Consider the following 18,433-nt stretch of genomic DNA (forward strand, 5'->3'; position numbering starts at 1 on the left):
CCTGGAATGGCCCGATTCGTCCTGTATTCGACGACATCTGGCCGATTCGTCCTGTATTCGCGACATCTGTGACTGCCGAGGTGGCATCTACGTACAGACGAACGCTTCGTCGTCGCAGCAGGCGCTGTGACCGCAGACTGCGCAGTGAGCGCCGTCCTGCGAGCGCTAGACCGCGACAGGCTCCGCGTACCAGACGGTGGTGTCGCCGTAGTCCTTGCGCTTGGTCATCTGCAACGCGGAGCCCCAGTCTGGCTCCGTCGAGCGGGAGCTGCGCTCAACGACGACGACGGCATCCGGTTCAAGTCGCGGGGAGAGCGCGAGCAGGTTGCCGGCGAGTTCAGCGTCGCTGAGCTCGTATGGCGGGTCGAGGAAGACCAGGTCGAAGCTTGAGGTTCCTGCGGTGAGGAAGGCCTGCACGGCCTGGCTGGAGACCGTGATGGCGGGCGCATCGCGCTTGGGGGCGGCCTTGACCAGCGCGTCGGCGTTCTTCCGGCACATTTGCGCAGCCCCGAAGCTCTTCTCAACGAGGGTGACGGCCTTCGCACCGCGGCTGGCCGCTTCCAGGCCGAGTGCGCCAGACCCCGCATAGAGGTCAAGTACGCGGGTGCCGTGAACGGCATCCTGGGACTCGAGGGCCGAGAAGATCGCTTCCCGCACTCGATCACTGGTCGGCCTCGTACCTGACTTCGGGACGGCGAGGGGGAGGGAGCCGGCGAAACCGGCGACAATTCGAGTCATTATGCATCGAGCCTATCGCCGCGGGCGCAGGGGAGTGTCAGTATGCAAATGTGGACGACGGCGCCTCAATCAGTCAATCTGAACTGGATTCACTCTGGGACTTCAATGACCTGGAGGTGTCAGTCGAGCGTTTCAGGGCAGCAGCAGACGACCCAGAACTCAGCCCGGTGATCAGGGCTGAACTGCTCACACAGGTCGCACGCGCGCTCGGTGCGCAGGGAGAGCGCGAGCAAGCACTGGCGATGCTTGACACTGCGCACGCTGCGCTCACGGAGCCGTCAGACCTGGTCGAGGCCAGGATCGCACTCGAGCGAGCACGGGTTGACGTTGCCAACAAGCGCAACGCGGAGGCCGTGGCCGAACTCCTGACGGCCGTGCGTAAGGCGTCGGCCGCCGGCTCTGCGTTCATCGCACTTGACGCGCTGCACATGCTCGCGCTCGTTGACGAAGGGCACGAGGAGGAGTGGGCGCACGAGGGCATCGACGCCCTTGACTCAGTGACAGACCCACGCACCAGGCGCTGGGGCATCGCATTCCACAACAATCTGGGCTGGCGCCTGCTCTATGCGGGCAATCCAGAGGCGGCGCTCGACCACTTCGAGTCGGCGTGGCACTTCGCCACCGAGGTCGGCACCGAGAACCAACGCTTCATCACGCGCTGGGCAAAAGCCAAGTGCCTGCGGGCGCTCGGACGCACGGATGAGGCGATCGCCATCCAACGTGAGCTGGCCGCAGAACGTCCGTCAGAGTCATCCGTCGCCGTCGAACTCGCAGAAATGACGGGGGGCTCGCCTACCATCTAAGAATGACCGCAACACCCGCTGCCCCGCACTCTGATACCCCCCGCGACCCGGATTCCATCAGAGACGCACACCTCGACGACAAGCTGTCGTCGGTGCTCGGCGGTAAAACGGCCATCGCGCTGCAGAAGGCCTTCGGGTTCCTCACGATCAACGATCTGCTGAGCCACTACCCGCGGCGCTATGCGCGCAGGGGTGAGCTCACGGTGCTCAGCGAGCTGCCGCTCGACGAAGACGTCACGATCGTGGCCGAGGTGCGCCAGGTGGAGAAGCGCGAGATGAAGACCCGCAAGGGCACCATCGTCGAGGTGAAGATCACCGACGGCACCGGCATCCTCACCCTCACGTACTTCAACCAGGCGTGGCGAACCAACGAACTGGTGCCAGGCACACGCGGCATATTCTCCGGAAAGGTCTCTGACTACCGCGGCCACATGCAGCTGACCCATCCCCAGTACAAGCTGTTCACCAGTGCAGCGGATGAGGGCGCAGAGCTCGTTCCGGACGCCGCGGCTGCTGAGTGGGCCACGGCCCCCATCGCCATCTACCCGGCAACGAGCACCGTCAACAGCTGGGACCTGCACAAGTCGATTGACGTCGTCCTGGGCAGCGTCGGCGTCATCCCAGACCCCATTCCGCCGCAGGTGCGCAGGGCTCGCGGACTGCTGACGCACGGCAAGGCGCTCGAGATGCTGCACCGCCCACATACGGATGCCGATTGGCGGAATGCCAGAGACACGCTCCGGTTCACAGAGGCCTTCGTGTTGCAGACGGCGCTGTTGCAGCAGCGCGCCCGCGCACGGCGTACCTCCTCGACGCCGCGGGTTCCGGTTCCTGGCGGATACCTGGAGCGCTTCGACGCTGCCCTCCCGTTCACGCTCACCGGCGACCAGCAGCAGGTGGGCGCCGACATCGCCACCGACTTGGCCGAATCCTGGCCCATGAACCGCCTCGTGCAGGGGGAGGTCGGCTCTGGGAAGACACTCGTCGCCCTGCGCGCGATGCTGGCTGTTGCCGACAGCGGCGGACAGTCTGCGCTGCTCGCTCCCACCGAGGTACTGGCGGCCCAGCACATCCGCTCCATCGTGAAGGTGCTCGGACCAGACCTGGCCGCCGAACTCATGCCGACGCTGCTCACAGGGCAGCTGTCGACGGCCGAACGCCGGAAGGCACTGCTGCGCACGGTGTCCGGCCAGTCCAGGATCGTGATCGGCACGCATGCGCTGCTCGGTGCATCGGTGGAGTTCTTCGACCTTGGTCTGATCGTCGTCGACGAGCAGCACCGATTCGGCGTAGAACAGCGCGAGGCACTGCGAGTGAAGGGCACTACGCCGCCGCACGTGCTGGTGCTCACGGCAACGCCCATCCCTCGTACCGTCGCCATGACGGTCTTCGGAGACCTTGAGATCAGCACCATTGCAGAGCTGCCCGTCGGCCGTGTCGGTATCGAGAGTTTCGTCGTACCGCTCGCCGAGAAACCAATCTGGGAGAGACGCGTGTGGCTGCGTCTGGCCGAAGAGCTGGCGCTTGGCCGGCAGGCATTCGTCGTCGCCCCTGCCATCACGCCGCGCGAGGTGGAGGAGGGTGAATCGCTCGAACCGATTCCAGAGTCAGCGGATGCCGCTGTGACCAGGCAGCCAACAGCCGTCGAGACCCTGCTCCCCGAACTCCGACGCAACCCTGCTCTGGCCGACGCCAGGATCGAAGCGCTCCACGGCCGGATGACGAGCGAGGAGAAAGACCGGGTCATGCGTTCGTTCGCGGCAGGTGAGATCGATGTGCTCGTGGCGACAACGGTCATCGAGGTCGGCGTCGACGTGCCGAACGCCTCAGCGATGGTGGTGATGGATGCCGAGCGGTTCGGCGTTTCCCAGCTGCACCAGCTGCGCGGCCGGGTGGGTCGCGGTTCCGTGCCCGGCATCTGCCTGCTGGTCACAAGCGCTGAGTTGGAAACCGTCGCCAGGGAACGGGTCGAAGCCGTCGCGGCAACACTCGACGGTTTCGAGCTTGCCCAGGTCGACCTGGACCTCCGCAGAGAGGGCAACGTACTGGGGAACACCCAGTCAGGGGTCCGCTCTTCGCTTCGCCTGTTGCGCGTGGCCACCGACGGCGACCTGATCGCTGACGCCAGGGTGGCGGCGGGGGAAGTCCTGGACGACGATCCCCAGCTGTCCTCGATTCCCGCGCTCCATGAAGCCGTCCAGCGGCGACTCAGCGTCGATGAGCGGGCATCGCTCACCCGCAACTAGGTTCACTGCACCACAGAACCTGCTGATCAACCCGATACCTTCCTGTGTAGTGTCCCTCCGACTTCCCTGTGGCGCTAGGGTGATCCTTATGCGCAGGATCGCCGTTGTCCCTGGTTCGTTCGACCCCGTCACCCTCGGACATCTCGATGTCATCGGGAGGGCCGCGGGGCTCTTCGACGAGCTTCACGTGCTTGTGGTGCACAACCCCGCAAAAACAGCCTTGCTCCCCATCGCCCAACGGGTGTCCCTGCTGGAGCAGGCGATACAGGATGCCGGGCTGCCCGGGAACATCGTGGTGTCGTCGTGGAACGTCGGCCTGCTGGTCGACTACTGCACGGATGTCGGTGCGAGTGTCCTGGTGAAGGGCATCCGCTCGCAGATTGACGTTGCGTACGAGACGCCGATGGCCATCGTCAACCGCAACCTTGCCGGTGTCGAAACCGTCTTCCTGCTTCCAGACCCTGCACACGCACACGTGTCCAGCTCGCTGGTGCGTCAGGTGGCCTCGCTCGGCGGAGACGTTGCGCCCTATGTGCCGGCCGCCGTGGCCACTTACCTCCAGGGAGCACGAGTATGAATGGAGCGCCGACGAAAATGGTTTCAGGACAATCTGTGCCAGGTACGGCGGCGGTCGCTGGAACTGCGCTGTCACCAGCCGACGTGCAGATGTATGGCCAGGCCATCGTCCGCAATATCGAGGCTGTGATCGACGGCAAGTTTGACGCCGTCTTCACCGCGCTGACCGTGCTGCTGGCCGAAGGCCACCTGCTCATCGAAGACGTGCCAGGGGTTGGCAAGACCATGCTGGCCAAGGCGCTGGCGAAATCGGTGGACTGCAGCGTGAGCCGCATCCAGTTCACCCCTGACCTGCTGCCCTCAGACGTCACCGGCGTGTCGATGTTCAACCAGGCGGAGGGCCGATTCGAGTTCAAGCCCGGCGCGGTGTTCGCGAACATCGTCATCGGTGATGAGATCAACCGGGCAAGCCCGAAGACCCAGTCCGCGTTGCTCGAGTGCATGGAAGAGCGCCAGGTCACTGTCGATGGCACCACATACCGTCTTGCATCGCCGTTCACCGTCGTTGCCACGCAGAACCCCATCGAGATGGAAGGCACGTACGCGCTTCCTGAGGCGCAGCGGGACCGCTTCATGGCCCGGATTTCGATGGGTTACCCCGACGCGGAGTCCGAACTCGCCATGCTCGACGCCAGAGATACCCGCAGCCCGCTGTCGGCGATCAACGCCGTCGTGTCCGGCGACCAACTCCGTGCCATGATGACTGCCGCCCGCGGTGTCTTCGCGTCCCCGGCGGTCAAGGAATATGCGGTGAATCTTGTCACGGCGACACGGGACGACAGGGACCTTCGCCTCGGCGCCAGCCCACGGGCGACGCTGCAGCTGGTGCGGGCCGCCAAAGCCCAGGCCGCGTTGCATGGCCGTGAGTACGTGCTGCCCGATGACGTCGACTCCCTGGCGATCCCGGTCCTCGGACACCGGTTGATGCCCACCAGTCGTGCGCTCGGCCATCACCACCAGGACAGCGCGCCCCTCGTCGAAGACATCGTCCGTCGCATCGTGGCAGCGACTCCCGTGCCGCTTGGTGTGCAGAACAGGACGTAATCTGATGAATTCGGGGGGTCGGCGAACGAGCGCATCACGGGCTCCACGACTGACCCTGCGGGGAATCAGCTTTCTTGCCCTCGGCATCGTGGTGTTCGCGGCGGCGTTCATCGCCAGTCGCGTCGACATGTTGTTCATCGCGTGGTTCCTGATGGGTGTGCCGATCGTTGCAATGTTCGCCGTGCTCACGCATCCCGTCAGGCTACGCGTCACCCGGGTCTTCCGACCGGCGATCGTCGTTGCAGGAACGGATGCTGTCGTCTCGATCACCATTCGAAACCTCAGTTCACGTCCGCTCTTCGGCACTCGCTGGCGAGATGTGGTCGACGACGGGCTGTCCAGCCCGCTTGGCACGGAGCTACCGACCCTCGACGGGTACTCTCAGGGCCCGGACGGCGGAGGAGACACCGCAACCCTCGACTACACACTCACGCCTCGTCAGCGCGGCGTCTACGGCGTCGGCCCCCTGGTGATCGTTCGCAGTGATCCGTTCGGGATGGCATCCAGTGAGCGCCGGATCGGCGAGCCGCACGACCTCATCGTCACCCCGAGGATTTCCGCACTGCCAGGCAACGGAATCAGCCTGGCCAGCGGCGATGGGGTCATGCACGAACTTCTGCGCCACATCAACCCGAACTCAGACGAATTGATCGCCAGGGAGTATCGCCCAGGAGATCCGCTGCGACGCGTGAACTGGCCGGCGACGGCCAGGCATGGCGAGATCATGGTGCGGCAGGAGGAGCAGCGGAGCAACCCAGAGGCGCGCATCATCATCGATACAACGCTCAGCGGCTATCAGCCGCAGGGGGAAATGGGATTTGCCCCAGACCCGCTGCATGTCCAGTCCTTCGAAGCGGTGATCGAGATGGTCGCCTCCGTCGGCGTGCACCTGATGTCTGCCGGCTTTGAACTCCAGGTCATTGAGACCGGACGAACGCAGCTTTCTGCTGGCGCTCACGAGCAGGGCGGATTGCGCGGGGCGCCGCCGAGCGTCTTCCAGGCCCCAGGCGGCGACCGGATGCTCCTCGAAGGGCTGGCAAGCGTCGTTCCGGTTGGCAACCCTGCCGATGACGCGACGGGGAACGAATCGGCAGGTACCGGCGCACGCGGGTCATCCCGCCCGCTGCCGACATTCGCGATGCTCGTCGACCTATCGGATGAGGAGGCCGTGCTTCTCGCGTCGTTCCGGGTACGCGCAAAGCCAGCGATCGCATTCGTACTCAGCACCATGAAGCCGTCGGCGATCAACATTCTGGAGAATGCCGGCTGGGCCTGCATTCCCCTGCGAACCTTCAGGGACATCCCTGAGGCGTGGGAACGAGTGCAACGAGAGCGGGGTGGCATCGGTGTCTCGTGACACGCTGAGCTCCCGCCAGACCACTGGTTCTTTCCCCGACACTGGCAGTCGCACGACGCCAGCCGCACCGCCAGCGCCGCCAACTCGACGCCAGCGCCGACCGAGGATGCCCGCGCAGGCATGGTGGCCGATGACCATCGCCCTCATCCTGCTGAGCGCGACCAGCAACGCCGCACTCGGAGCACTGCTGCGCGGCTCTGGGTGGTGGTGGGCGATGACGTTGATCGCTGCGATCGTGCTCGGTGCTGCCGCCTTGTTCCGCCGATCCGGGTTGTCCAGGGTGCTGACGCCTCTCGCATCCGCTGGCGTGCTTCTGGTGCTCATGACCGTGCTGTTCGGCGGCGGGACCGGCCTCTTGTGGCTGATCCCCATGCCAGGCACGCTCGCTCACTTCGCCGAGCTGGTCGCCGCCGGCACGAATTCCATCGTGCAACAGAGCACCCCTGCCGAACCGATCACCGGCATCATTTTCCTTCTTGTCGGCGGGGCGGGCCTACTGGCGATCGTGATGGACGTTGCGGCCATCTCCTTGCGGAGCCCGGCCATCGCCGCTATTCCCGCGCTGGTTCCCCTCCTGATTCCCGGGTTCATCATCGACGAGGGCGCCGGACTGGTGCCCCTCGTTGCCACCGCGTGCGCCTACCTGTTCCTGCTCCGCACTGATGCCAGGCTGCGCCGCATAGCCGATCTGCCCCAGGCCAGATCTGGCACGTCTCCCAGCGGACCGGGCGCGAGGCCCAGGGTCAGCGTCTCCCGTGCGAGTCGGCCGGCCGGCCCGATGTGGAGCGCCCTCTCCGTGGGGGCCGTCTCGGTGACGGTGGCCCTTGTGTTGTCGCTGAGCACGCCGTTGTTATCGACAGGGGACTCGCCGAATGCGCGAAGCAGCGGCCTGCTGTTCGGCGCCGGCGTGAGCCCCATGATCGACCTTGGCCAGGATCTGCGGCGCCCGAAATCGTCGAAGGCGTTGCACTACCGCACGACGGCAGAGTCACCGCCGTACCTGAAGCTCCTGACGCTCGACACTCTCGACGGTACGACGTGGGTGTCCAGCGACGCTGAAGAGGCAGGGAACAGCCTTACATCCATCGCGCCGCCCGACGGGCTGTCACCGGATATCGCGACATCGGAAAGCCAGACGTCGATCGTGATCGACAACGTGCGCAGCAAGTGGCTGCCGGCACCGGCACAGCCGACACAGGTCGAGGGGCTGGGCGAAGACTGGACGTGGCTGAGCGGCAATCGAACGATCGTCGGAGACAACCCGACAACCCGTGGAGAGTCCTACCAGGTGACGGCGCTTGAGCTGCACCCGACTGAGGCGCAGCTGCGTTCGTCGGGTACTGACTATCCCACTAACATCCTGTTCAACCTGACCCTGCCAGCAGAGATCCCCGACATCGTGACCACGACGGCAGCAGACGTGACGGCCAACGCCGCCTCACGATACGACGCCGCCGTCGCAATCCAGGACTACCTGCGGGGGAGTGAGTTCACCTACGACACGGAATCACCGGTCGAGGCGGGCTATGACGGCGGCAGCCTCGAGGTCATCGCCGCGTTCCTTGACGTCAAGCGCGGTTATTGCGTGCACTTCGCGGCGACGATGGCCGTCATGGCGAGGGATCTCGGCATACCGGCCCGAATTGCCGTCGGCTACCTGCCGGGTGGCAGGGTCACCGACGTCACCCAGGGCTACGGCCAGTACATTGTCGACTCCCACGATCTCCACGCCTGGCCTGAGCTGTATTTCGCCGGCATCGGCTGGCTTCCCTTCGAGCCGACACCCGGTCGCGGTTCGGTTCCCGATTACGCGCGGCCGGAGGACAGCTCGGTCGTTGATCCGACCAGCGCTCCAGTGCAGCCAACGGATGCCGCCGTGCCGACAGATTCCGCGGCCAGGCCGGACTCTGGTGGCGCGGCCGCTGGCCAGAGCGACGCCACAGACAGCGGGTATGCGACCAGGGGAGTCCTCGCCCTGATCGGCGTGTTGTGTCTCCTGCTGCTTCCGGCACTCATTCGATGGATCAGACGGCGTGTGCGCGTGTCGCAGATCCGTGCTGGCCGCGCAGGGCCGAGTACGGCGTGGGCCGAGCTGACCGACACCATTCGCGACCATGGGATGGTCGTGAGTGAGACGTCGACCCTGCGGGAGCAGGCATCCGCTCTCTGTGCGTTGCTTGGTGCCTCGCTGCCGCGTGAGGGGCGCGTGGGTGAGGGGCAAGGGGCGTGGGAGGTCGGAACGGCCGTAGATCGGCTCCTGGTGGCGGAGGAACAGCTGCGGTACAGCCAATCACAGCAACTTCTCAGCCGTGGTTCCGCCGCTGACGGCACCCCGATCGCTGACGACCTGACCCTGTTGCTTCGACGGATCGAGGCCGCTTCGCGGCCGGTAGAGCGAGTGCGGGCGATCCTGGTTCCGGCGTCGCTCTGGCCCACCATGCTCAGCTGGCGGAATAAGGCACGCACGGGCGCGTAGAATTTGGCAACGTGAGCAAGTTCATCAAGACCCCGTACAAGATCGACGTACGCGATGTCATCAATCGACCAGGAATGATGCGAGACGTAAATCTCGACATCGTGGTTCCTGAAGACCTCGGCGAAGCCCTGGTAGCTGTGAAGGCCGGATCTGTTCTAGAGGCAGATGTGCGCCTGGAGTCCATGCACGAGGGCATTTTGGCCTCGGTAGACGTCAATGGAATCGCCCGCGGAGTGTGCGGTCGATGCCTGATTGACATCGAGTTGCCTGTCCAAGTCGAGTTTCAGGAGCTTTTCGCGTATTCTCTAGACGAAGCTTTTGAGTTTGAAGTTCAAGATGATCACGTGGATCTTGAACCTCTGATCAGGGATGCGGTTGTGCTTGCACTTCCGTTCCAGCCGGTTTGCCGGCCGGATTGTCCAGGTCTCGACCCGGAGACCGGGGAGAGGCTTGCCGAATTCCCGGAGCTCAAACCGAGAGAAGTGCGTGATCCCCGTTGGTCAGCACTCGCGGAATTTCAAGCTTCCGAAGACAGCAGCTCGGATGAAGACATCCACGTTGAATTAGATAGAGAAGAGAAGTAGTCATGGCAGTTCCGAAGCGGAAGCAGTCACGAAGCAACACCCACGCGCGTCGTTCACAGTGGAAGGCCGAAGCGCCAACCCTGGTCAAGACGGTTGAAAACGGCAAGGTTACTTACAGCCTCCCGCACCGCGCCAAGGTCGTTGAGGATTCAGCCGGTACTCCGTTGTTCATGGAGTACAAGGGCCGCAAGGTAGCAGACGTTTAGTCGACGCATCCAGCCAGTCGCGATTTCATGACAGGCCTGGGGACCGACCGGTCGTCATTGCAAACCATTCTCGGCGTCGATATTGACGACGAGCTTCTTGAACTTGCACTGACGCACCGGTCGTATGCGTACGAACACGGCGGCATTCCCACGAATGAGCGCCTTGAATTTCTCGGTGATTCGATCCTGGGGCAGGCCGTTACGGTCATGCTCTACCGTGAGAATCCCGATCTCGAAGAAGGCGACCTTGCCAAGCGCAGGGCCAGTCTGGTCTCCAGTGCTGCGTTAGCGCAGATCGCACGCGGGATCGGTCTTGGCGACTACCTTCGGCTCGGACGTGGCGAACTCCTCACAGGAGGCCGCGAAAAGGCGTCGATTCTGGCAGACACGGTCGAAGCGCTCATTGGCGCTGTGTACCTGGATGCGGGCGGCGACGTCGCTACCGACTTCGTGATGCGGTTGATCAGTCCGCTGCTCGCCGATCCGACACGCTTTGGTGCCGCTATGGACCCGAAGACGTCGTTGCAGGAGCTTGCCGCCCACCGTGGCGCCGGCGTACCCGTTTACGCGGTGTCTGAGAGTGGACCTGATCACGCGAAGGTCTTTGTCGCGACGGTCACCGTTGGTACTGCAGTGACGGCATCCGGTGAAGGCACGAGCAAGAAACACGCCGAGATGGCAGCTGCTCTCCTCGCGTGGACCGAGCTCTCGGCCCGGTAATCAGATTCGGGTTGTGATGACGCTGGTCGTGATGCATGCCTGAACTTCCTGAGGTTGAGGTCGTCAGAGGCGGTATCGAGCCTGCCGTCGTTGGCGCGACCGTTGCCGGTGTCGAGGTCTTTGATGAGCGATCCCTCAAGCGGCACGACCGCACCAGGGGATCATTCGTCGACCTCTTGGAGGGCCAGCGGATGCTCGGCGCTGTCCGGCGCGGAAAATTCCTCTGGATACCCCTGTCGAGCGGCAATGCCCTCGTCACGCATCTGGGAATGAGCGGTCAGGTGCTGCTCCGCGCGCCCGGTGCCGCCGCCGAGAAGCAGCTCCGCATTCGCATCCATCTGGATCAGCCCACATTCGGTGAAGTGTGGCTGAACTTCGTCGACCAACGAATCTTCGGCAGCATGGCCATCGACTCCATGGCACCAACGGCAGACGGCGAAGTCGCCGGGTACTCGGGTGTCGCGCTGACGGTCGGCGGTATCGGAGGTGCCGGAGCACTGGCGGCCGGAACGGCAGGCGGAAGTGCTCTGCTGCCGACGTGGGCCTACTCGCTTCCCTCGCAGGTCGCCCACATCGCCAGGGATCCGCTCGATCCCGCATTCTCTGACGCCTCGTTCGCTGACGCGCTGACGCGGAAGAACAGCGGAATCAAGCGAGTGCTGCTGGATCAGTCACTGATCAGCGGCATCGGAAATATCTACGCAGACGAAGCGCTCTTTGCGGCCGGCCTGCACTACAACCAGCCGGCGAACTCACTCTCGGCGGCCGAGGTGTCGACAGTGCTGAGGGCCGTGCGCCTCATCCTGAACAAGGCGCTTGCCGAGGGCGGAACCAGTTTCGACGCCCAGTACGTCAACGTGAATGGTGAGTCTGGCTACTTCTCGCACAGCCTCACGGCGTACGGGCAGCACGGCAAGCCCTGTCAGCGCTGCGGAGCCACCATGGTCAGGGAGCAGTTCATGAACCGGGGTTCACACTTCTGCCCCGTCTGCCAGCAACTGCGCCCGTAGTAGCAGGGCCGCGATGCCCGCCAGTGCCTCCGGCGGTGAGGTGCGCGCCAGTGAACGACTTACGACCTCCTGATCCCATCCCGTTGGTCGAGGAGTGAGCGCCAGCGAGCGTCTCGAGACCTCTCAGCCGGCGCCAGAGAGGCTCCTCCACGGGCCACCCGTCGCGACAGCTATCCACAGCCAAATATCCAGATCAGAACCTGTTTCCGGCCAGTAAGAATGTCAGTGGTGCCGAGGATAATTCAGGGTATGAACCCCCTCATGAAACAACTCGGCAGAGAAGTCGAGGAGGCCGCCCGATTACATCGGAGCCTCGCGACGATCGCCGCGGCAGAGGCCGTCGCGATCGACCGGGCCCGCCTGACCAGCGAGTCCATGACCACCGCCCCGGTCACCGTGCCCCAGGCGGAACAGGCCTGGGCGAACGAGCGACTGCTCGTCACCGAACTGGCCTGCGCGCTCCGAGTGCCAGAACGCACCATGGAAACGACGATCGCCGTCAGCAAGATCCTCGTGCACCAACTGCCCACCACCCTGGCAGTGTTGCAGGCCGGGGACATCAGCTACCGGCACGCCACCACCCTCGTCGACCAGAGCATCGGGCTGTCCCCGGAAAACACGGCAGCCTTGGAGGCCGCGGTGTTGCCCGATGCCGGCCGTCTCACCGTGGCGAAGTTCGCCCAGAAGACCCGGCGGGTGCGGGAACGACTCGATGCAGAATCCATCACCGCTCGGCATGAGCGCAGCGTCGCAGACCGAGCGGTGTTCTTCGAACCCGCCAAGGACGGCATGTGCTGGGTCAGCGCGTTCCTGCCGGCAGCGAAAGGACAGGCAATCGTGAGCCGGATCACGAACTTCGCGATGAGCCTGCAGGGTTCGGATGAGTCCCGCACTCTCACCCAGCTGAAGGCTGATGTGTTCGTTGACCTGGTCCTCGACGCCGGCAACGGTAACGGTGGCGGCAGCCGCGGCATCAAAGCTGACGTCGCCATCCTGGTTCCGGCGCTAACGCTCCTCGGCCGCAGCGACGAACCCGCTGTGCTGGAAGGCTACGGACCGATCGACCTCGACACCGCGAAAGAACTCGTCGGCGACGCGACGAGCTTCCTCCGCATCCTCACCCACCCCGAGACAGGAGCGTTCCTGTCCGTGGGGCGGGATCGCTACCGGCCACCCGCCGGCCTCCGCACGGTGTTGCAGTTGCGGGACGGCACCTGCCGGTTCCCCGGCTGCAATCGGGCGGCCAGGCAGAGCGATTTCGATCACACGGTGCCGTTCGCTGAGAACGGGCAGCAGGGTGAGACAAGGCTGACGAATATGGCCTGCCTCTGCGCGAAGAACCACCGCGACAAACACGAAATCGGCTGGCAGGTCAGCCAGGCAGACGACGGAATCCTGCACTGGACATCACCGACCGGCCACAAGTACGACACCGAACCAGAGAACGAGCTCGGGCCAAGCATCCCGGTTCCGGTCCCGGTCGCGGTCCCGGTCGCGGTCCCGGTCGAGCCCGACACGAGCATCCCGCCGTTCTAGCCGCGCCACGTGTGCGAGCCACGTCCGGCGAGTAAGGCGTCGACGCGAGCAACGTGGCAGTGGTGACCGAAGCGATCAAGGTGACAATGACGACCGAAGCGATCAAGGTGACAATGACGACCGAAGCGCACAACGCACAATGGCGTCCGAAGCGCGCAACGTGACCGAGTGAGCTATGCCGCGGGCACCACGCGCTTCCAGCCGCCCTCATAGCCCATCGGCACGAAGCCAAGCGCTTCGTTCACGTCGAGCATGTAGCGGTTCTCCTCTGCGTTGAACGTGACGACAGACGGATGCCCAGGCGCGACATCCGCTAGATGACGCAGGTTGGCGAGTTTCACCAGCATGCCTAAACGGTGCCCCCGGTGTTCGCGAAGAACAAGGGTGTCCTCCTGGGCGACCGCACGCGTGAGTTGGGCCGGCACCGACAACTCTGAGAAGCCGGCGAGGTGCCCGCTCGCCACATGCTCCGCGGCGGCGACCAGGGTGGTTCGCGGTGCCGTCGCGTGCAGGTCCTCGCTCACCAGAAGGCGTTCGACGGTCCAGACGTCTTCTGGCTCCTGAAGGCCGGCCGTCGGAGCATCCGTTGACATGCGCGTATAGAGGATCGCCATGTCGTCCAGCCACTTGGGCGGAGTCCGATCCGTCCAGAGATGAACGCGATACTCATCACCGGCACGCGCCGTGGTCTCTGAGTAGAGAGAATCGAGCATGTCGGGATCTGTGGGAAGAGTCAGCCTGCTGCCCCGCTCCACCTGCTCGAGGCGGTAATCCCGTTTTACCAGGAACGCCGCTCCTGGATCGGCGGCAGGGATCGAGCCGTATCCCGTTGGTGCCGGGATCCGTTCGCCGGGCATCTCCGCCGCCGCTGCGTACACGATCAGGGTGTTTCGCCCCTCAGAGCGCGCGATCGACTCAACAGCGTCGGCAAGCGCGCTGCCGATCCCGCGGCGCCGATACTCGGGGCGAACCTCCACCGACACCCACGCGACCTCAGCGGATTCCTCTGGTTGCGTCTCGTAGACAGCCCGCGCCACCACGCGCCCGGAGATCCGGGCAACGAGCAACTGCTTCGGCTCGTGCTCCTGGTCCAGCCACCCCGGCAATAATTCCTCTGCCGTGAGCGACAGTTCGTCGCTGCCGTACGCCGCGGCTTCGACCGCATTCCGCACGTCAACGGATGCCGCAAAGTCCGCCCAACCTGCAGCGTGGGGTGCAGCGGGAATCGGAATACGGGCGACGGCAAACGCGGGAGCTGTCATCGTCAGAGCGTAGCCGGGGGCCTGCGGCTTCCGATAGGGCGAATCGTCGGCCCCGATCCCTGATTTTCGGCGGAAATCCGGTACCGTTGACCCAGCGTGGCAGCCATAGTCCGCATCGGATCGCGCCACAGCATCCGCCATTTTTCGCCACACGTTTCGCCACCGACCAGCTGAGAGGGCGGGCCCGTTGTACCTGAAGAGCCTCACCCTGAAGGGCTTCAAGTCGTTCGCGCGCCCGACGACATTCGCATTCGAGCCGGGGGTCACCTGTGTGGTCGGGCCGAACGGGTCCGGCAAGTCGAACGTCGTCGACGCCCTCGCCTGGGTGATGGGTGAACAGGGCGCCAAGACGCTCCGCGGCGGCAAAATGGAAGACGTCATCTTCGCCGGCACCACGACGAAGGGTCCGCTCGGCCGGGCAGAAGTCATCCTGACAATCGACAATTCAGATGGCGCGCTGCCGATCGAGTACTCAGAGGTCACCATCTCGCGCACGTTGTTCCGCAATGGGGGAAGCGAGTATGCGATCAACGGGCAGGCCTGTCGCCTTCTCGATGTGCAGGAATTGCTCAGCGATTCCGGCCTCGGCCGAGAGATGCACGTCATTGTCGGCCAGGGCCAGTTGGATGCCGTCCTGCGCGCTAGCCCCGAAGATCGTCGCGGCTTCATCGAAGAAGCTGCCGGAATCCTCAAGCATCGCAGGCGCAAGGAAAAGACGCTGCGCAAGCTCGACGCGATGCAGGCCAACCTCACGCGGCTCAGTGACCTGGCTGGTGAGCTCAGGCGCCAGCTGAAGCCCCTCAGCCGACAGGCGGAGATCGCCCGCGAAGCCCAAACCATCGCCGCCGTCGTGCGCGACGCGCGTGCCCGTCTGTTGGCTGACGAGGTTGTCACGCTCCGACGCGCGCTCGACGTGCACTCTCGTTCAGAAGGCGAGCGCCACGCCGAACGCATGGTGCTGCAGGAACAGCTCGAGCAGAAGCAACTCCGCATCGAGCGCCTTGAGCAGGCGCAGGTCGGCGACGCGGTGGATGTCGCCAGGCAGACCAGCTTCGGCCTTGAGTCGGTGCAGGAACGGCTGCGCGGCCTGTACACGCTCGCCAATCAGCGGCTGGCACTGCTCGGCTCCCAGGCCGACAACATTGAGACCGGCCCGAGCGTCACCCCACAGATGCTGACGGATGCCGCGGACGAGATCGAACGCTTGCGCGCCGCCATCACGACTGCCGAGACTGCCTGGACACACGCGCACGCGGTGACCGTTGCCACGCGAAGCCAGCTCGACGCCATCGACGAAGAGATCGCAGCGCAGGCCGCGCTCGTCTCATCACACGACCTTGAGGTTTCCCAACTTGCCGGCCGAGCAGAAACGGCCGCATCGCGGCTGGCCATGCTGCGCGGCGAAGTGCTTCGCCAGCAGAACGCCATCGATGCCGCCCGCGAACGACGTGACGTGCACGCAGCACGCTTCGCCGAGCTCGAGACGGCGGGCGCTCCGAACGGCGACGAGGCAAGCGCCGACGACGCAGGCGCCGACGATGGCCTCGATCTCGACCAGATCCTGGAACAGGCAGAGGCTCATATCCGCGACACGGAGACAGAGATCGAACGTCTGCGCGACGAGCTGCACACCGCAGAGCGGGAACGCGACGCGCTGGCCGCGAAGTCGGGTGCGCTCTCACTCGCCCTCGACCAGCGTGATGGGTCCAGTGCGCTGGTCGCAGCGGGGATCCCCGGTGTCACCGGTTTGCTCGCAGAACATGTGCGGGTGCAGCCAGGCTACGAGGCGGCTATCGCCGCGGCGCTCGGTTCACTGGCCGACGCTGTACTTGCCGATGACCGCGACGCCGCGTTTGCCGCCATTGAACAGGCGAAGTCAGCCGATCTAGGCCGGGTCGACGTCATCGTGGCCACGCCGGCAACACGCGCAGCCGACGCGCGCACAGCCGATGCCCGTACAGAGCAGGGCGCGGCGTGGGGATCACCACCCGACCTCCCGGGAGTCGTGCCTGCCCACACCGTGGTCGACGCGCCAGGCGGGGTCATCGGGATCCTGCGGCACACCCTCATCGCCGACGATCTGGAAACGGCAAGAAGCGCGTTCCAGGCGCTGGCCGCGCGCGAGAATATTCCGCAGCCCACGCTGATCACGCTGGCCGGGGAAGTGCTGACCGAGTACGTGCTGCGTGGCGGATCTGGGGCCAAGCAGAGCAGGCTCGAGCTCGTCGCAGAACGCGACAGCGCCGCTGAGCGTCTGATTGAGGTCACATCCGTGATCGAACGGGCGCGCTTCGTGCTCGCAGAGCATCGCGCAGACCTGCACACATCGAAAGAGCAGGCGACGAAGGCGAGAGCCGAGATTCGCGCGCAGGAATCCCAACGCGCCAGCCACGCAGAGCAGCTCAACAGGGCGAAGGTGCAGCTGGAAGCATCCGTTGCAGAGTACGACAGGCTCACCGCCGGTCTTGAGCAGGCCACAGACGCCGTGCTCCCAGCGGAACGTGCCGTCGCCGAGTCCGTGGCAGAGCTGGAGACCGCGCGATCCCGGCCACGCCCCCTCCTCGACGTCAGCACCAGGGACGCCGTGTACGCCGAACTCGAATCCGCTCGCGAGGGGGAGATCGAGGCCAGGCTCAGGGTCGAGACGGCCAAAGAGCGCGTTCGCGCCGAGGAGAGCCGCGCTGCAGCGCTGGCAACTCGACAGGAAGCCGAGCGCGCCGCCGCAGAAGAGGCAGCCCGCCTGGCCGTCATCCGCCGCAGGCAGATTGATGCCGCCAGCTCGGTTGCCGAGGCGCTTCCCGCGGTGCTGAGCTCCGTGGATGCTTCTGTTGCAGAGGCCAGGCAGTGTCTCGCAGCCGCCGAGGCGGAGCGCGCGACCCAGAACGAAGAACTCCTCGCCCTCCGCCGAGAGGAATCTGCGGCCAGACTGCGGCTCCAGACCATCACGGAGAGCGTCCACGGACTCGAACTCCAGATCTACGAGAAGCGACTGCACCTGTCGAACCTCCTGGAGCGGGTCGGGAGCGAACTCGGCCTCGTCGAGGAGGTCCTGGTCGCCGAATACGGTCCTGACCAACTCATCCCTCTCGATGTCGTGACCACGGCCGGTGGCCGGAATCAGGATGCGGTGACGGGTGACGCTGCGACCCAGGGGACCGACCCGGCCGCCGGCATCCCGTTCGACCGTGACGAACAGAAGCTGCGCCTGGCGGCCGCCGAACGAAAGCTCGGGCAGCTGGGCCGCGTCAACCCGCTCGCCCTTGAGGAGTTCGCGGCGTTGGAGCAACGCCACAAATTCCTGACGGAACAGCTGACAGACCTCACGAAGACCCGCTCCGACCTGTTGACGATCATCGAGGAGATCGACGGCAAGATGGAGACGATCTTCTCCAGCGCATTCGCCGATACCCAGGAAGCGTTCGGCAAGGTCTTCCCGGTGCTGTTCCCCGGCGGAACAGGCAGCATCCAGCTCACCAACCCCGACGACATGCTCACAACAGGCATTGAGGTCACGGTGAAGCCGGCCGGCAAGAAGATCGAACGGCTGTCGCTGCTCTCTGGCGGCGAACGGTCGCTGGCCGCCGTTGCGTTGCTCATCGCCATCTTCAAGGCGCGACCGAGCCCGTTCTACATCATGGACGAGGTCGAGGCGGCGCTCGACGACGCCAACCTTGGCCGCCTGCTCACCATCTTCGAAGACCTGCGCGAAACCAGCCAATTGATCGTGATCACTCACCAGAAGCGCACCATGGAGATCGCCGACGCGCTCTACGGTGTGTCCATGCGCCAGGACGGCGTGTCTGCCGTCGTCGGTCAACGGATCGCCGCAGCAGAGGAGAAGGCCTCGTAGGAGGCCTTCTCCCCGGTGCTGGCGC

Annotated in this window: 14 protein-coding genes; 12 read left to right on the top strand and 2 right to left on the bottom strand. The window is 64.9% G+C overall.

The genetic code is table 11. The features are described from left to right. Positions 1-165 precede the first annotated feature (165 nt). A complete protein-coding gene (rsmD, locus tag AC25Z0_RS02945; RefSeq protein WP_488132261.1) occupies positions 166-738 on the bottom strand; it encodes a 16S rRNA (guanine(966)-N(2))-methyltransferase RsmD in 573 nt (190 codons plus the stop codon). Between the two features lie 50 nt (positions 739-788). Between rsmD and AC25Z0_RS02950 the strand changes: the two genes are divergently transcribed. From AC25Z0_RS02950 to AC25Z0_RS03000, 11 genes are all read left to right on the top strand, one after another. Continuing rightward, positions 789-1,541, top strand: coding sequence for a tetratricopeptide repeat protein (locus AC25Z0_RS02950; protein WP_488118763.1), 753 nt, complete (start codon positions 789-791; stop codon positions 1,539-1,541). A 2-nt stretch (positions 1,542-1,543) separates the two neighbouring features. Further along, positions 1,544-3,787 carry an ATP-dependent DNA helicase RecG gene (locus AC25Z0_RS02955; protein WP_488132262.1) on the top strand — a complete coding sequence of 748 codons (2,244 nt, stop codon included), beginning with the start codon at positions 1,544-1,546 and terminating at the stop codon, positions 3,785-3,787. An 88-nt stretch (positions 3,788-3,875) separates the two neighbouring features. Continuing rightward, positions 3,876-4,364: a pantetheine-phosphate adenylyltransferase gene (gene coaD, locus AC25Z0_RS02960; RefSeq protein WP_488118765.1), complete on the top strand. Its 489-nt coding sequence runs from the start codon at positions 3,876-3,878 to the stop codon at positions 4,362-4,364. 89 nt (positions 4,365-4,453) lie between these two features. Next, positions 4,454-5,407, top strand: a complete 954-nt coding sequence (locus tag AC25Z0_RS02965; RefSeq protein WP_488119510.1) for an AAA family ATPase — start codon at positions 4,454-4,456, stop codon at positions 5,405-5,407. 4 nt (positions 5,408-5,411) lie between these two features. Beyond that, positions 5,412-6,764, top strand: a complete 1,353-nt coding sequence (locus AC25Z0_RS02970; RefSeq protein ID WP_488132263.1) for a DUF58 domain-containing protein — start codon at positions 5,412-5,414, stop codon at positions 6,762-6,764. A gap of 130 nt (positions 6,765-6,894) precedes the next feature. Beyond that, positions 6,895-9,240, top strand: coding sequence for a transglutaminase TgpA family protein (locus AC25Z0_RS02975; protein WP_488132264.1), 2,346 nt, complete (start codon positions 6,895-6,897; stop codon positions 9,238-9,240). Positions 9,241-9,251: 11 nt separating this feature from the next. After that, positions 9,252-9,824: a YceD family protein gene (locus AC25Z0_RS02980; protein WP_488118768.1), complete on the top strand. Its 573-nt coding sequence runs from the start codon at positions 9,252-9,254 to the stop codon at positions 9,822-9,824. 2 nt (positions 9,825-9,826) lie between these two features. After that, positions 9,827-10,030 carry a 50S ribosomal protein L32 gene (gene rpmF, locus AC25Z0_RS02985; protein WP_488118769.1) on the top strand — a complete coding sequence of 68 codons (204 nt, stop codon included), beginning with the start codon at positions 9,827-9,829 and terminating at the stop codon, positions 10,028-10,030. A gap of 27 nt (positions 10,031-10,057) precedes the next feature. Further along, a complete protein-coding gene (gene rnc / locus AC25Z0_RS02990; protein WP_488132265.1) occupies positions 10,058-10,750 on the top strand; it encodes a ribonuclease III in 693 nt (230 codons plus the stop codon). A 35-nt stretch (positions 10,751-10,785) separates the two neighbouring features. Beyond that, the gene (locus AC25Z0_RS02995; RefSeq protein ID WP_488132266.1) at positions 10,786-11,760 is read left to right on the top strand and encodes an Fpg/Nei family DNA glycosylase; all 975 of its coding nucleotides are present in this window, start codon (positions 10,786-10,788) and stop codon (positions 11,758-11,760) included. Between the two features lie 249 nt (positions 11,761-12,009). After that, the gene (locus AC25Z0_RS03000; RefSeq protein WP_488132267.1) at positions 12,010-13,296 is read left to right on the top strand and encodes an HNH endonuclease signature motif containing protein; all 1,287 of its coding nucleotides are present in this window, start codon (positions 12,010-12,012) and stop codon (positions 13,294-13,296) included. A 173-nt stretch (positions 13,297-13,469) separates the two neighbouring features. Here AC25Z0_RS03000 and AC25Z0_RS03005 read toward each other — a convergent pair whose 3' ends face one another. Beyond that, complete coding sequence (locus tag AC25Z0_RS03005) at positions 13,470-14,558, bottom strand: GNAT family N-acetyltransferase (protein ID WP_488132268.1); 1,089 nt, start codon at positions 14,556-14,558, stop codon at positions 13,470-13,472. 187 nt (positions 14,559-14,745) lie between these two features. Between AC25Z0_RS03005 and smc the strand changes: the two genes are divergently transcribed. After that, positions 14,746-18,408 (top strand): chromosome segregation protein SMC, encoded by a 3,663-nt coding sequence (smc, locus tag AC25Z0_RS03010; RefSeq protein ID WP_488132269.1) that lies wholly within the window; start codon positions 14,746-14,748, stop codon positions 18,406-18,408. Positions 18,409-18,433 lie beyond the last annotated feature (25 nt).

The organism is Leifsonia sp. Y862, from assembly GCF_057669585.1.

Bases quoted from the DNA above. Each gene is read 5' to 3' on its own strand.
- AC25Z0_RS02955 (WP_488132262.1), top strand. From the start codon at position 1,544: ATGACCGCAACACCCGCTGCCCCGCACTCTGATACCCCCCGCGACCCG.
- rsmD (WP_488132261.1), bottom strand. From the start codon at position 738: ATGACTCGAATTGTCGCCGGTTTCGCCGGCTCCCTCCCCCTCGCCGTC.
- coaD (WP_488118765.1), top strand. From the start codon at position 3,876: ATGCGCAGGATCGCCGTTGTCCCTGGTTCGTTCGACCCCGTCACCCTC.
- AC25Z0_RS02975 (WP_488132264.1), top strand. From the start codon at position 6,895: ATGACCATCGCCCTCATCCTGCTGAGCGCGACCAGCAACGCCGCACTC.
- AC25Z0_RS02965 (WP_488119510.1), top strand. From the start codon at position 4,454: ATGTATGGCCAGGCCATCGTCCGCAATATCGAGGCTGTGATCGACGGC.
- rnc (WP_488132265.1), top strand. From the start codon at position 10,058: ATGACAGGCCTGGGGACCGACCGGTCGTCATTGCAAACCATTCTCGGC.
- AC25Z0_RS02995 (WP_488132266.1), top strand. From the start codon at position 10,786: ATGCCTGAACTTCCTGAGGTTGAGGTCGTCAGAGGCGGTATCGAGCCT.
- AC25Z0_RS03000 (WP_488132267.1), top strand. From the start codon at position 12,010: ATGAACCCCCTCATGAAACAACTCGGCAGAGAAGTCGAGGAGGCCGCC.
- AC25Z0_RS03005 (WP_488132268.1), bottom strand. From the start codon at position 14,558: ATGACAGCTCCCGCGTTTGCCGTCGCCCGTATTCCGATTCCCGCTGCA.
- rpmF (WP_488118769.1), top strand. From the start codon at position 9,827: ATGGCAGTTCCGAAGCGGAAGCAGTCACGAAGCAACACCCACGCGCGT.
- AC25Z0_RS02970 (WP_488132263.1), top strand. From the start codon at position 5,412: ATGAATTCGGGGGGTCGGCGAACGAGCGCATCACGGGCTCCACGACTG.